General features: G+C 63.5%; 15 protein-coding genes. 12 read left to right on the top strand and 3 right to left on the bottom strand.

Annotation, left to right across the window (positions count from 1 at the left end):
• Positions 1-139: 139 nt before the first annotated feature.
• From HV753_RS27085 to mpl, 3 genes are all read right to left on the bottom strand, one after another.
• A complete protein-coding gene (locus HV753_RS27085; protein ID WP_175177662.1) occupies positions 140-2,044 on the bottom strand; it encodes a ribonuclease catalytic domain-containing protein in 1,905 nt (634 codons plus the stop codon).
• A gap of 73 nt (positions 2,045-2,117) precedes the next feature.
• Entirely contained in the window at positions 2,118-2,720 is a 603-nt protein-coding gene (locus tag HV753_RS27080; protein WP_175177661.1) for a YqiA/YcfP family alpha/beta fold hydrolase, read from the bottom strand.
• A gap of 29 nt (positions 2,721-2,749) precedes the next feature.
• Entirely contained in the window at positions 2,750-4,120 is a 1,371-nt protein-coding gene (gene mpl / locus HV753_RS27075; RefSeq protein ID WP_175177660.1) for a UDP-N-acetylmuramate:L-alanyl-gamma-D-glutamyl-meso-diaminopimelate ligase, read from the bottom strand.
• 155 nt (positions 4,121-4,275) lie between these two features.
• Between mpl and HV753_RS27070 the strand changes: the two genes are divergently transcribed.
• The 12 genes from HV753_RS27070 to HV753_RS27015 all read left to right on the top strand — a co-directional run bounded on the left by HV753_RS27070 (position 4,276) and on the right by HV753_RS27015 (position 14,518).
• Positions 4,276-4,809, top strand: coding sequence for a TlpA family protein disulfide reductase (locus HV753_RS27070; RefSeq protein WP_175177659.1), 534 nt, complete (start codon positions 4,276-4,278; stop codon positions 4,807-4,809).
• 89 nt (positions 4,810-4,898) lie between these two features.
• The gene (gene aroQ, locus HV753_RS27065; RefSeq protein WP_006226654.1) at positions 4,899-5,333 is read left to right on the top strand and encodes a type II 3-dehydroquinate dehydratase; all 435 of its coding nucleotides are present in this window, start codon (positions 4,899-4,901) and stop codon (positions 5,331-5,333) included.
• 87 nt (positions 5,334-5,420) lie between these two features.
• Positions 5,421-5,867: an acetyl-CoA carboxylase biotin carboxyl carrier protein gene (gene accB / locus HV753_RS27060; protein ID WP_175177658.1), complete on the top strand. Its 447-nt coding sequence runs from the start codon at positions 5,421-5,423 to the stop codon at positions 5,865-5,867.
• A 9-nt stretch (positions 5,868-5,876) separates the two neighbouring features.
• Complete coding sequence (gene accC, locus HV753_RS27055; RefSeq protein WP_175177657.1) at positions 5,877-7,223, top strand: acetyl-CoA carboxylase biotin carboxylase subunit; 1,347 nt, start codon at positions 5,877-5,879, stop codon at positions 7,221-7,223.
• 137 nt (positions 7,224-7,360) lie between these two features.
• A complete protein-coding gene (gene prmA / locus HV753_RS27050) occupies positions 7,361-8,287 on the top strand; it encodes a 50S ribosomal protein L11 methyltransferase (RefSeq protein WP_175177656.1) in 927 nt (308 codons plus the stop codon).
• A gap of 26 nt (positions 8,288-8,313) precedes the next feature.
• A complete protein-coding gene (locus HV753_RS27045; RefSeq protein WP_175177655.1) occupies positions 8,314-9,753 on the top strand; it encodes a DUF3426 domain-containing protein in 1,440 nt (479 codons plus the stop codon).
• 12 nt (positions 9,754-9,765) lie between these two features.
• Positions 9,766-10,707 carry a carbohydrate kinase family protein gene (locus HV753_RS27040; RefSeq protein WP_175177654.1) on the top strand — a complete coding sequence of 314 codons (942 nt, stop codon included), beginning with the start codon at positions 9,766-9,768 and terminating at the stop codon, positions 10,705-10,707.
• 206 nt (positions 10,708-10,913) lie between these two features.
• Positions 10,914-11,417 carry an outer membrane lipoprotein gene (locus HV753_RS27035; protein ID WP_175177653.1) on the top strand — a complete coding sequence of 168 codons (504 nt, stop codon included), beginning with the start codon at positions 10,914-10,916 and terminating at the stop codon, positions 11,415-11,417.
• A gap of 358 nt (positions 11,418-11,775) precedes the next feature.
• Positions 11,776-12,015 (top strand): acyl carrier protein, encoded by a 240-nt coding sequence (locus HV753_RS27030; protein WP_175177652.1) that lies wholly within the window; start codon positions 11,776-11,778, stop codon positions 12,013-12,015.
• Positions 11,993-13,180 carry a D-alanyl-lipoteichoic acid biosynthesis protein DltD gene (locus HV753_RS27025; RefSeq protein WP_175177651.1) on the top strand — a complete coding sequence of 396 codons (1,188 nt, stop codon included), beginning with the start codon at positions 11,993-11,995 and terminating at the stop codon, positions 13,178-13,180. The genes HV753_RS27030 and HV753_RS27025 overlap by 23 nt, the downstream gene beginning before the upstream one ends.
• Positions 13,177-13,383 (top strand): hypothetical protein, encoded by a 207-nt coding sequence (locus HV753_RS27020; RefSeq protein WP_175177539.1) that lies wholly within the window; start codon positions 13,177-13,179, stop codon positions 13,381-13,383. Before HV753_RS27025 ends, HV753_RS27020 begins: the two co-directional genes overlap by 4 nt.
• Before the next feature lie 7 nt (positions 13,384-13,390).
• A complete protein-coding gene (locus HV753_RS27015) occupies positions 13,391-14,518 on the top strand; it encodes an MBOAT family O-acyltransferase (RefSeq protein WP_175177650.1) in 1,128 nt (375 codons plus the stop codon).
• Positions 14,519-14,533: the final 15 nt, after the last annotated feature.

Genomic DNA, 14,533 nt, shown 5'->3' with positions numbered 1-14,533 from the left:
TAGGATGGGTGAAGTGCGCCCAGGCCTACCCGCGAAAGCAGGTGCCTGCCGCACGTAACCCATCGTGCTGGCGTCGATGATGGGTTTCGCGCGGCCAACGTTCTCGTTTTTCTCCGAGACTTGCCGCGCTACACCCATCCTACGAAGCGTCGCCGGCTGCGGGGCTAACTTCGCCTAAATACCGGCAATCCAGTTCAAGACTCAGTTCGTCCATCCCCAGGATATCGATCTCGACGGCGGTGCCCCGTTCCAGCTCAGGCATGCCGCCCACCCGGGTCACCAACGGCGCATTGGCGAATCGGACGAGGTCATCGCGCAACACATGCGCCACCGTGCGGGTGATGCCGTGCTGCTTCAGCCAGCGCAGGCACCAATAGCGCTCCATCGCGCTTTGGAACTCCGCCCACGCCGCATACTGCGCGTCAAACGCGCCGATGATCGCGAACAGGTCCGCATCGCGCGGCTTGAACGGCGCCACCAGGCGCGCGGACACGCCGTGCTCCACTGCGGCGATCAACTGCCATTGGTTGACCAGGTCCACATAGCGGCGCAGCGGCGACGTGCTCCATGCATATTGCGGCACGCCGATCGCTTCATGCGGCAGGGCCTGCGTGCTCATGCGCACGCGGCCGGCCTGTTGCGACCGGTAGATGCCCGGCACGCCATGCTGGTGCAGCAGGCCGCCCCACTGGTTGTTGGCCAGGATCATGTATTCGGCCACCATGCGGTCCAGCGGCGCATTGCGCTGGCGCGGCACCAGGCGCACCGGCGTGTCCGGATCATCCGGATTGCCGTCCAGGTAGAAGCTGTACTCCACCCGCGAATTGTTCTCGGGCTTGCCGCGCACGTTCTCGCGTTGGGCCGACAGCGCCTGCGCCAGCTTCCAAAGCGGACGCAGCCAGTGGCCGTAGGGAATGTCCGCCGACGGATCGGCCAGGCTGGCTTCCGTGACCTGGGCATCCAGCATGTTGTGGCGCAGGTTCTCGCGCACCACCACGCGCTCCAGGCGCGTTTCGGATTCGATGACCTCGCCCGTTTCCGGGTCCGCCACGACGTACAGCGACAGCACCGGCACTTCACGGCCGGCATCCAGCGAAAACGCCTTGATGACGTTGTCCGGCTGCATCGGGATCTTGTCGCCCGGCATGTAGACCGTGGACAGGCGGGCGCGGGCCAGCTTGTCGAACTCGCTGTCGCGCGTCACGGTCAGGCCGGGGGCGGCCACGTGCACGCCCACGCGCAACCGGCCGTCGGGCAGTGTCGTGACCGACAGCGCGTCGTCGATTTCAGTGGTGGTGACATCGTCCACCGAATAGATCTCGGCGTCCGACAGCGGCAGTTCGCGGTCGATGGGCGGCAGTTCCAATTCGGGGAAAGCCAGCCCGCGCGGGAAGTTCACCGCCAGGAAACGGCGCTTGTGCAGGGCCAGCGCGTGCGGCCAGGCGCCCAGCTCAAGCAGCAGGCGATCAGGCGCCTTGCCCAGCTTGGTGCAAGCGGCGTCCAGCGCCTTCCATTGCTGCGAATTCTTGTCGGGGCGGATCAGCAGTGACTCGGCGACCTCGGCGATGGGCTCGGGCAGGCGGCCAGCGGCCATTTCGTCGACCCAAGCCTGTTGCTGCTCGGCCTGACGCTGCTTTTTGTCCAGCGCGGCCAGGGCGGCGGCCAGGATGTCGGGCGGGGCAGGGCGGTAACGACCCTTGCCGCGACGGTGGAAATAGGCCGGAGCGCCGTGCAGGCGCATCAGCAGCGCGGCCTGTTCCACCGGCGTGGGGGCGTGGCCGAAGTAGTCAGCCGCCAGGGCGGGCGTGTCGAATTCTTCCTGCGGCGCGCATTCCCACAGAAATTGCAGATCCAGCGCCTCGGCGGCCGCAGCCGCCTGACTCATCAGCGCCGCCGGCTCGGGCGACGCGAAATTGAACAGGGTGTTGGCGCGCTTGATTTTGCTGCGCTTGCCCGATTCCGACTCCACCTGCAGGCTGGCGTCGGTCTCGGACAGGATATTGCCGGCCTTGAAGCTGCCGTCGTCTTCGTAAAACACATACATGGTGGGGATCGTCCTGGGCGGCGCGCACGCGCCGCCTTGCGCAGCTATATAGAGTGTTGAGGTCTGGTACTGATTATTGGGGGCGAACCTGCCTGGCGCCAAGGGCGAATTCAAGCACTTCGGGCATCCACTCCGCGAAATCGGATAACCCGTGGTCACTACCCTGCACGATACGCTGGCGGCAGCCCGCATAGCGATCGCGCATTTCACGCCAATCCAACACCTCGTCGCCCGTGGCCGCCACCAGGAAGTACCGGTCGGGCTGCGTGATGCGCGGGGCGTGGATGGCCGCCAGTTCGTCCACATATTCGGGCAAAAAGACGAACGGCGCGTCGGAATGATACATGTGGTGTTCGCCGACCTGGGTGGCCAGGTCGCGCGCGGCCTCCACGGCGGGGTTCAGCAATACCGCCTTGCAGCCCAGTTGTTCGGCCAGCCAGGTGGCATAGAAACCGCCGAGCGACGAGCCGATCACGGTCAATGCCCGGGGGCCGTCGGCCCCTTCCAACTGGCGGCGGGCGATGCCCATGGCCAGGTCGATGGCTTCCCGCGGGCTGGCGGGTAGCTGCGGGCAGGCCCAGGCGTCGGCCAAGCCGAGCTGCGCCATGGCGTCGGCCATCATGCGGGCCTTCATCGAGGCCGGCGAGGAACGAAAGCCGTGCAGGTAAAGAATCATCTCGTGCTCGTCCGGTGACGGAAGGCCGTTCAGGCGCGCGCCTGCAAGGCTTCCAGCAGCTTGCCGTGGATACCGCCAAAGCCGCCATTGCTCATGACCAGCACCTGGTCACCGGGGCGGGCGGCGGCCGTCACGGCGGCAACCAATGCGTTGATGTCATCGTAACTGGACGCCCGATCCCCCAGGGGGGCCAGGACTTCGGCGGGATTCCAGCCTAGCGCATGTTTGCCGCTATGGGCGCCAAAGCAGAACACCAGATCGGCGTCGGCCAGGGCGTCGGGCAGGCGGGCGGCCATGGTGCCCAGCTTCATGGTGTTCGAGCGCGGTTCCAGCACCGCCAGAATGCGGGCGGGTCCGACTTGGCGGCGCAGTCCTTCCAGGGTGGTGGCGATGGCGGTGGGGTGATGGGCGAAATCGTCGTAGACCTTCACGCCATTGACCGTGCCGCGCAATTCCATGCGGCGCTTGACGCCCGCAAAGCGGGTCAGCGCGTCGATCCCCTGTTCTACCGACACTCCCACATGTTCAGCGGCCGCCAGCGCCGCCAGTGCGTTCATGCGGTTGTGCTCGCCGGTCAGGGTCCAGCGCACCGTGCCGGCCGCCACGCCGTCGCGCAGCACGCCGAACGCGCCGTCGGCCTCGGGCGGGGTGGCCTGCCAGGCGCCATCAGTGCCGAACGTGACGGTTTCAGACCAGCATCCGCGGGCAATCACGCGGTCAAGGGCGTCGGAATGGGTGGGGCGCACAATGCGGCCCGAGCCGGGGATGGTGCGTACCAGGTGGTGGAATTGGGTTTCGATCGCGGCAAGATCAGGGAAGATGTCCGCGTGGTCGTATTCCAGGTTGTTCAGAATGGCCGTGCGCGGGCGGTAATGGACAAACTTGGAGCGCTTGTCGAAGAAGGCCGTATCGTATTCATCGGCCTCGATCACGAACGGGCGCCGCGCTGGGTCGTAGCGGGCCGACACATGCAGGTCCTGGGCGACGCCGCCGATCAGGAAGTTGGGCGCCAGGCCCGCAGCCTCCAGCACCCACGCCAGCATCGAGCTGGTGGTGGTCTTGCCGTGGGTGCCCGCCACCGCCAGCACATGCGCGCCCGGCAGGATGTTGTCGCCCAGCCATTGCGGGCCAGACACATAGCGCGCGCCCGATTCCAGAATGGCTTCCATCAGCGGATTGCCGCGGCTGACCACATTGCCGATCACGTACAGGTCGGGCTTGAGCGCCATTTGCTCGACGCCGAAGCCTTCGATCAGTTCGATTCCCTGTTCGGATAACTGCGTGCTCATCGGCGGGTATACGCCCGCATCGCAACCAGTGACCTTGTGCCCGGCCGCCCGCGCGATCAGCGCCAGGCCACCCATGAACGTACCGCAGATGCCAAGAATATGCAGGTGCATTGAAAACTCTCCTGTCCTGCATTGTATATATAGCAAGCAGGCCGACCGTGCCTGGAGCGTGTGCTGATGGCGGCTTATTTGCCGCTGCCCAGGGGGCGCTTTTGCCATGGACCGGCCCAGCGACAAAAAATATCGGCAGCGGTTATGATCGCGCCATGAATCGACGCCTACTTCTTTCCGCCGGCGTGGCCATCGCCGCCACGGTTGCGGGTGGCTATACCCTGATGGGACGCAACAAGTCCCAGGCGCCCGCCGCACCGGCCGAAGGTGATCCCGTTGCCAGCCTGATGCAAATGCCGCTGCCTGACCTGAATGGCGCGACGCATACGTTGGCGGCTTGGAAAGGCCAGCCCATCGTGGTCAATTTCTGGGCAACCTGGTGCGCGCCTTGTGTCAGGGAAATGCCCGAACTCGACGCCTTGCAGAAAAAATATCCGCATGTCCGATTTGTCGGCATTGGGGTTGATTCTGCGGCGAACATGCAAAAATTTGTCGAGAAAGTGCAAGTTTCCTACCCGCTATGGGTCATCGGCGCCGGCGCAATCGATACCCTGCGCAAGCTTGGAAACCCCAGTGGCGGGCTGCCTTTTACCATCGTGTTCAACGCGGATGGCGGAATTAACCGGAAGATATTGGGTGAGATACAGCCCGATGACCTAAACCAAACCCTTTCCGGTTTAAAGGCGTAAGTCTGTTGGACAAATAGTAGGAATTGGCGTAAAAAGCTGGTTTATCGGCTGTTTTGCCAACAATTGGCAATCCACTCATTGGCAAGCGCATGGCGCAAAACATACTGGTATTGCATGGCCCGAACCTGAACCTGCTTGGCACCCGGGAACCTCATATCTACGGCAGTTTGACCCTGCCCCAGATCAATGAGCGCCTGGAATTGCTTGCAGGCGAATTGGGCGCCAAGCTGACTGCTTGGCAAGGCAATCACGAAGGCGCGCTGGTTGATCGCATTCAGGCGGCCCGGCAAGACGGCACGGACTTCATCATCATCAACGCGGCGGCATATACGCACACCAGCGTCGCGATTCGCGATGCGCTGGCTGGGGTCGCGATCCCATTTATTGAAGTACATTTGTCCAATCTGTATAAGCGAGAGCCCTTCAGGCATCACTCTTATCTGTCCGACTTGGCGATAGGCCTTATCAGTGGCCTTGGCGCGGACGGCTACGAGGCGGCTCTGCGTTACGCAGTGCGGCACTGATCTCGCACCAACTCACAGCTTTTACATCTTATACGGCGCGCGCCCGACGCTGGGACGCCGCCGACACTATCTCGGGAAGCAGCTTCTATGGACCTTCGAAAACTCAAAACCCTGATCGACCTGGTCGCTGAATCGGGTATCGCCGAGCTGGAAATCACCGAAGGCGAAGGCAAGGTACGCATCGTCAAGTTCTCGCAGACCTTGCAGCCGGTGGCTTACCACCAGCCCGAAGCCGGCGTGCCCGCCGCACCGATGGCCCAACCCGCCGCACCGGCTGCTCCGGTCGCTCCGGTCATCCAGGGTCATGTCGTGAAGGCCCCGATGGTCGGCACGTTCTACCGTTCGCCGAACCCGGGCGCCGCTCCGTTCATCGACGTGGGCGCCACCGTCAAGGAAGGCGACCCGCTGTGCATCATTGAAGCCATGAAGCTGCTCAATGAAATCGAAGCCGACAAGTCCGGCGTCATCAAAGAAATCCTGGTCGAAAACGGTGAGCCCGTCGAGTACGGTCAACCCCTGTTCGTCATTGGCTGATAGCTGAAAATGTTCGAAAAAATCCTGATCGCCAATCGGGGCGAAATCGCCCTGCGCATTCAGCGCGCTTGCCGTGAGCTGGGCATTAAAACCGTGGTCGTGCACTCTGAAGCTGACCGCGAAGCCAAGTACGTGCGCCTGGCCGATGAATCCGTGTGCATCGGGCCTGCGCCGTCGCGTGATAGCTACCTGAACATGCCGGCCATCATTTCGGCGGCCGAAGTTACGGATTCCGAGGCAATCCACCCGGGTTACGGGTTCTTGTCCGAAAATGCCGACTTCGCCGATCGCGTCGAAAAAAGTGGCTTCGTCTTCATTGGTCCGCGTCCCGACACCATTCGCCTGATGGGCGATAAGGTCAGCGCCAAGCGCGCCATGATCGAAGCGGGCGTGCCGGTGGTTCCGGGTTCCGAGGGCGCATTGCCCGAAGATCCGCAGGAATGCATCCGCATTGCGCGCGAAGTCGGTTATCCGGTCATCATCAAGGCGGCAGGCGGCGGCGGTGGCCGTGGCATGCGCGTGGTGTACACCGAGGCCGCGCTGCTGAACGCCGTCACCATGACGCGCTCGGAAGCGGGCGCCGCGTTCAACAACCCGGAAGTCTATATGGAGAAGTTCCTCGAGAACCCTCGCCATGTGGAAATCCAGGTGCTGGCCGATGGCGGCCGCAACGCCGTCTGGCTGGGCGAACGCGACTGCTCCATGCAGCGCCGCCACCAGAAAGTCATCGAGGAAGCGCCGGCTCCCGGCATCGCCCGTCGCGCCATCGAGCGCATCGGCGACCGCTGCGCCGATGCTTGCCGCAAGATGGGCTACCGTGGCGCCGGCACGTTCGAGTTCCTGTTTGAAAACGGCGAGTTCTATTTCATTGAAATGAACACCCGCATTCAGGTCGAACACCCGGTGACCGAGCTGATCACCGGCATTGACCTGGTGCAGCAGCAGATCCTGGTGGCTGCCGGCGAGAAGTTCACGCTGCGCCAGCGCGACATCCAGTTCAAGGGTCACGCGATCGAATGCCGCATCAACGCGGAAGATCCTTTCCGCTTTGTGCCCAGCCCCGGTCGCATCACCAACTGGCACACCCCGGGTGGTCCTGGCGTGCGTATTGACTCGCATGCATACAACGGCTATTTCGTGCCGCCGAACTACGATTCGATGATCGCCAAGGTCATTACGTATGGCGATACGCGCGATCAGGCGTTGGCTCGCATGCGCATCGCGCTGTCGGAAATGGTGGTGGAAGGCATTTCCACCAATATCCCGCTGCACCGCGAATTGCTGCAAGACGCCCGTTTCATCGAAGGCGGCACCAGCATCCACTATCTGGAAAACAAGTTGGCCCAGCGTCCCTGACCAACCACTGGGGCCTCACGGCCCCTTTTTGCCGTTGGGCCGTCCCAAGGCAAAACCCCTTCGGGGGCCTTTTAATTGTTTACGGTCATCGGGCCGCGGCATCAGCCGCGGCCCGATGACCAGATGGAAGAATAATCATGCGTGAACTCGTGCTCCATTGCCTAGAGGCACAGGCCGAAGCGTTGTCGGACGCGCTGCTGGAAGCGGGCGTGCTGTCCGTCTCCGTGGAAGACGCCGACTTTGGCACCGATGACGAACGTCCCCTGTTCGGCGAGCCCGGCACCGAGCCCGACGTGCAGGCGTGGGACCGCAATTGCGTCGTCGCCCTGCTGCCCGATGGAGCCGACCCCGCGCAGATCATGGAAGAGGCCGCCGCGGCGGGCGGACTGGACCCGGCGCTGTTTGCGGGCTGGAGCCTGCGCGATGTGCCCGACGCCGATTGGGTACGACTGACGCAATCGCAATTTGGCCCCATCCATATCGCCGAACGCCTGTGGATCGTGCCCAGCTGGCACCGTGACAATCCCGACGTGCCCGGGCTGAATCCGGTTGCCGCGGAAGACGGCGCGATCCATATCGAACTGGATCCCGGCCTTGCCTTTGGCACCGGCAGCCATCCCACGACCCATTTGTGCCTGGCCTGGCTGGAAGCCGAGTTGCCTGCTGGCGCCACCTTGCTGGACTACGGCTGCGGCTCGGGCATCCTGGCGATCGCTGCCCGCAAGCTGGGCGCGGGACCGACCCTGGCGGTGGACATCGACGCCCAGGCAGTGCAAAGCACCGCATACAACGCCGACGTCAACCGTGTCGACCTGCAAGCCATGTTGCCCGACGCGCTGGCGGACGGCACGTTCCAGGTCGTCGTTGCCAACATCCTGTCCAATCCGCTGAAGGTGCTGGCGCCGATGCTGGCCGGCCGCGTGGCCGCCGGTGGCCATCTGGTGCTGTCCGGCGTGCTGGAACGCCAGGCGGAAGAAGTGGCCGCCGCCTATGCGCCGTGGATTGCCATGTCGGTTTGGCGCGCACGTGACGGCTGGGTGTGCTTGCACGGCCAGAAGGCCTGAGTGACACACATCGGCAAGGTCGCATCATGGCTCTGACCACCCGCTGCCCCCAGTGCGGCACCTCGTTCAAGGTGGTGCCTGATCAGCTTCGGGTCCGCAACGGCCTGGTGCGCTGTGGCGCATGTTCGACCGTCTTTGATGGCCGGGCCTGCTTGCTGCCCGAATCCGGGGTTCCCGCAGCGATGCCCGCCGCGCCGAACGCCGCGCCGCCCGTGATGGCGCCTGCGGCCGCAGCGGCCGCGCCGGTATTGGCCACGCCAGTGCCGATTGCCCCCTTGGCGCCCGCCGCCATTCCTGAACCTCCGCGCCAGGTGGCGCCGCCGCCGGTGGAAACCCCGCCGCCGTTGTCGCGTCCGTCGGCCGAACCCCGCCAGATCGCCCCTTGGGAAGACGAGCCCATTGCGGCTCACCCCATCCCGGCCCCCGTTGCGCCTGCGGTTCCGCCCGCCGTGCTGCGTGGCCGTGACGATATCCGCCGGCGCATCGAGCCCGAAGCGGATTTGCCTGAAGATCAATTCGACGACGAAGACGACGCCGAAGACGACGACAACCGTCGCCATGGCTTTGTCCGTCAGCCGGTCGCGGAGCCCGTCCGTGTACCCGCGCCGCGCCGGGAAACCCCGGTGCCGCCTCAGCCGGTGGTGCGCAACGAGCCCATCGTGGCGTCGCGTGCCAATGAGCCGGCCATCGATTGGGATGCCCGCCGCCGCGCGGCCGGGCAGGCCGAACCCTCCTTCGCCGCTGCCGATCCCCGCGATGAGGAAGACGAACGGTACTCCGGGGACGACGACCGCGACGACCCGGATCATGACCACGATCCCCGCATCCGCGACGACGACTACGACGACGAGCCCGACCACGATGACGCGCGCGAACCCGTGCTGGGCGACACGCGGACCCGCTACTCCAGCGCCACCGACGTGGGCCGCGCTCCGCCCGAGTTCCTGGATCAGGATCGCCAGGAGCGGCGTGGTCTATTCCGGAAATTGTGGGGCTACGCCTGCCTGCTGGGTCTGATCGCGCTGGGCTTGCAACTGCTTTACGCCTACCGCACCGACATCGCCAATGCCGTGCCGGTGCTGCGGCCCGTGCTGGAAACCGCCTGCCAGCCCCTGGGCTGCACGGTCGGCTACGCGCGGCGTCTGGAGCGCATCGCGATTTCTTCTTCGTCGCTGCAACCGCCGACGGGCGCCGCCGCGATCGACGACGGCCGCAGCCGCCTGGTACTGAACCTGGTGCTGCGCAACCGCTACGACAAACCGCAGCATTGGCCGGCCCTGGTGCTGGACCTGACGGATCTTTCGGATACGGTGGTCGTGCGCAAAGTACTGATGCCCGAGAATTACCTGACGCCCGAGCAACTGAGCGGCCCGTTCGGCCCGGCGGGCGAGCTCAAGATTTCCGTGCCCATTGAAGTGACCGGTGTTCAAGTCAATGGCTACCAACTCGATAAGTTCTTTCCTTAAAGGATGACAAGCATGGCAACCCCTGTCCTGGTTTGCGGCTCGATGGCGTTTGACACGATTGCCGTGTTTGAAGGCCGGTTCAAAGAGCACATTCTTGCTGACCGCATCCAATCGCTCAGCGTGTCCTTCCTGGTGCCCAGCATGCGCAAGGAATATGGCGGCTGCTCGGGCAACATCGCCTACAACATGAACCTGCTGGGCGGCAAACCCGTGCCGGTGGCGACCGTGGGCGAGGACGCCGGTGAATACATGGAGCGCCTGTCGGGCCTGGGCATCGACACGAGCCGCGTCAAGGTCATCCCCGATACCTTCACCGCGCAGTGCTTCATCACGACCGACCTGGACGACAACCAGATCACCGCTTTTCACCCGGGGGCAATGTCGTTCGCAGCGCAAAACGACCTCAGCGACGCGGACGCAGCCTGGGCCATCGTGGCGCCGGATGCCAAGGAAGGCATGTTCGCGCACGCTGAACGCCTGCATCGCCGTGGCATTCCGTTCATTTTCGATCTGGGCCAAGCCATGCCCTTGTTCGACGGCGCCGACCTGGAGCGCATGCTCAAGCTGGCGCAGGCGTTGACCGTCAATGATTACGAAGCCGGCATCGTCGAGCAGCGCACGGGCCGCAGCGTGGCCGACATCGCCAGCACCTTGCAAGCCGTGGTGGTGACGCGCGGCGCCGAGGGCGCCACCTTGCTTACCGATGGCAAGACCATCCAGATTGCCCCGGTGCGCGCCACGCAGGTCGTTGATCCGACGGGTTGCGGCGACGCGCAGCGCGGTGGCCTGCTTTACGGCTTGACCAGCGGTTGGGGCTGGGAAGACAGCTGCCGCCTGGGCAACGTGATGGGCGCCATCAAGATCGCGTCGCGCGGCCCGCAGAACCACGCGCCGTCGCGCGCGGATATCGATGCCGTGCTGCACGCCAGCTACGGGATCCATCTGCCTGCCTGAGATCACTCCGTCCCGGGGAACCGTGCTGAGGCCAGACGGTCGAAGCAGCATCAGGTTTACAGAACGCGGTGGCCGCGTGGCCGCCGCAGTCAGATGCTGTTTTCCGCTTTTGGCGTTGCGTTTCAGTGTGTTGCAGCTGCGGGCGCCGCTTCTTCAGGGCGGGGTATGATCAACAGTCGTCGGCAGTGCCCGATCGAGGAGTCCAAATGAACCAAAGTAAATCTCTATCCCTGGTGACGCCGCGTACTGGCCGGTGGTTGGCCATCGCAGCCGTCGTGACGTCGATGGCTGTCCTGGGTGGCTGCGCCAATCCCAGCGCCTCCAGCGGCGTGTACAGCTACGACCAGGCTCAGCGTGAGCAGATCGTCCGCACGGGCACCGTCACGGGCGTGCGCCCGATCGTGATCCAGAACGACAAATCCAGCGGTGTCGGCATGTTGGCCGGCGGTGCGCTGGGCGGCGTGGCGGGTAACGCAATCGGCGGCGGCACGGGCCGCACCATTGCCACCGTCGGCGGCGCCATTCTGGGCGCGCTGGCAGGCAACGCCGTAGAGAACCGGGTTGGCAAGAATTCCGGCTACGAAATCACCGTGCGCCTGGATAACGGCGAAACCCGCGTGGTTGCGCAGGAAGCGGATGTGCCCGTCAGCGTGGGCCAGCGCGTCCAGGTGATCAGCGGTGCAGGCCCGACCCGCGTCACCCCGATGTAATTGCCCGTTCTTCAACAAAAAAGCCCGCGCAAGCGGGCTTTTTTGTTGGGCGGGAAAGGGGAAATTTGTCGCTCCGCCGCAACGCAGCACCCGGGATTTACCCGCAAGGGTTACGTTTGCCAGCCTTTTCTAGCGATTTCCCCCAAAAGTTTCATGGCGATTCGACGCGCTAAGTGCAATGATTGCGCCTGCGATCGACGTCGTGCTTTGTCTTTGATGTAACCAAGTGCGTCTTGGCGTCGTTCTAGAACGCTGAATACCGTCAGTTGGACTTCAGCTTTTTTCTGTATCGTCAACGTCCTGAATCCCAGGGGCGGGGATGTTTTGCCGACAAGGCAAGTAACGCGCTGCACTATCTATGCATACCGAGCAAGAACTCCACACCAAGATCGGCGAGATCGTCGAGTCGATCGTCATGAAGAAAGTCACCCCCGACACGCAGTTGATTGCCACTGGCCTGGTTGATTCCCTGGCCGCGGTGGACATCACGCTGGCCGTCGAATCGGAATACGGTTGCAGCATCCCGGCTCCCGAGATCGCCGAGCATCTCCAGTCGGTTCGCACGCTTGCCGGCTATGTCGCTGCCCATATTTCGTAATACGCAGTTGTGGTCCCACGTCGCGGCCGCCGCGACGGCGGTTGCACTGGCGTTCGGGACGTACTGCGGCGCGGATGATCTGCTTAGCCGCATCGTGACGCCGGTGTCGGCGCCGTCGGCGGTTGCCGCCGACAAGAGCAACTATCTGCCTAATCTGGGACCGGACTGGGGCACGCAGCACGTCAACCTGAATCGCCTGGGCAATGCCCTGAGCGACGGCACGCTGGTCGTGCTGGGTTCGTCCGAACTGTCCAGCCACGACTTGCGCTTCGTGCCGTACCGCTTCTTTCCGGAAGAGCTGAAGGTGCCGACGCTGGCATATGGCCACGCCATGTTCCAGTCCTACGGCATCGTCAGCGTGCTGGAATCCGTGGCGGATTCGCTGACGCCCAATACGCGGTTGGTGATCATGGTGTCGCCCGCCTGGTTTGCATCGGGCGGCCAGTTGCCGCGCAGCGCGTTCGCCGAACATGTGACGGGCCCCGTCTGGGACCGTCTATGGGATCAGCCCAATACGCGCGAGCAGATGCAGAACTGGATCAGCGATAACGCCAACTGGGGTTTGCTGTGGCTGATCGCCAATGGTCAGGTGGCCGAGCTCAAGGACAAACTGTCGCTGTGGTGGCACGCCCGCAAAGAGCCGGCGCTGGACCGTCCGCGCAGCAAGTTGTCCGTGCCGGCGCACCGCTTTGTCTCTTGGCCGTCGTCTGCCCGTCTGAATGAAGGGCAGTGGGGCCGGTTGACGCACCAGGCTCGCGAAGTCGAACGCGGCCTGGGCAGCAACAATCCCTATGACGTCCGCGACGACTACTACAAGCAGTACCTGGCGCCGCTGTATTCGCCGGCTCGTAACGAATTCGCCGACGTGGACCCGATCACCCGCACCGAGCTGGGCGATTTGTCGCGCGTCATGGCCTTGCTGCAACGGCGCAAGGTCAAAGCGTATTTCGTCATTCAGCCTTTCAATCCCAAGCTGATCCTGGATGTCGAACGATTCGACCCGGTGGTGGCTGCCATCACGGGCATGTGCACGAGGTATCAGATGGGTTGCCTGGATCTCTACAGCATCCCGTTTGAACCCGGCATGGTGCGTGACGACATGCATTTGGCCGAACTCGGCTGGGCGATGGCGGACCAAGGCATTGCAGAGTACTTTTCCCGATGAAATTCTTTCGTACTGCCGCCTCAAAAGAAACTGTCGTCGTTGACGGGCAGGAAACCCGAAAAGCGGGCACCCCCTGGGGACGCCGGTTTTTTTGGCACCTTTGCCTGTACATCGGGGTGATCCTGGTGTTTGTGTTGCAGGCACAGCCCACCACGGGCAGTGGCGGGCCGATCAAGGTCGAATTCCAGTATCAACAGTTCTGAGCGCGCCATGGAATTGTTCGCAAGCTTGAGTTTTTTTGGCGGCGCCCTGTTCGGCGGCTTGGGCCTGCTGGCCTATCGCTCCTTCGGCATGCCGTTGCGCATTGGCTATCGCCACATCATCGGCGTGATCTGCCTGGGCGTGTGGATGGCGGTGTTCTGGGCGCGTCCCTATCAGCCGATTGCGCTGCTGGCCATTTCGGGCGGCGCACTCTGGGCCATGCGTCGCAACTACATCCCGACCTGGCTGGCCGTGATCATCACGATGACGCCACTGCTGCTGGTGAAGACGGGCGTGTCGCATCTGGGCGCCATGCTGGGTTTGTCGTTCGCGACCTTCCGCGCGATTGATGTGCTGCTGTTCGCGCAGCGCAATGAGCGCGTGTCGCCGCTGGACTACTTCATCTACCTGTTCTTCCCGCTGACGCTGCTGGCTGGCCCGATGTACCGCTGGCGCAATTTCCAGGCGGACCTGAAGCGCGGCTACGAAGGCGTGAACCTGAGCACCTGGCTGACCGGCCTGGAATTGATCATGTTGGGCGTGATCCAGAAGTTCGGCGTGGCCGAGCTGATCTGGCGCTACGGCTTGGCCACGTTGGATGCACACGATTATTCGTTCTCGGGCGTGGCGCTGAATGCGTCGCTGTATAGCGCATACCTGTTCTTCGATTTTGCCGGCTATTCGACGATGGCAATCGGCATTGGCATGCTGTTTGGCTTTACCTTGCCGATCAACTTCCGCAATCCGCTGGCCACGCTGAATCCGCAAGACTTCTGGCGCCGCTGGCACATCAGTCTGTCGGAGTGGTTGCGTGATGTCGTGTTCATGCCAATCTACAAGGCGCTGAGCAAGACCAAGTTCTTTGGGCGTCATCGCATGGCGGCGCAGAACATCGGTATCTTCGCGACGTTGCTGGCCATGGGGGTCTGGAATGGATTGTCGCTGCACTACATCGTCAGCGGCCTGATGTTCGGCGCGTACTCCGTGGGCCACAACCTGCTGATCAATGCCTCGCGTACCCGCCCGGCCTTGCAAGCTGCCCTGGCGCAGCCTGTCATGCGCTTTCTGGGCCGCGTGCTTACCTTGATTCTGGCTGCACTGGCGCTGTATGTGTTCAGCGGCCGCAGCCCCATCTGACGCCGGGAGTTTCGG

Source organism: Achromobacter pestifer (genome assembly GCF_902859625.1).
In the GTDB taxonomy this organism is placed as follows: Bacteria; Pseudomonadota; Gammaproteobacteria; order Burkholderiales; family Burkholderiaceae_B; genus Achromobacter; species Achromobacter pestifer.
Note: the sequence above shows the minus strand (reverse complement) of the source record. Positions and strands in the feature narration are given on the sequence as shown.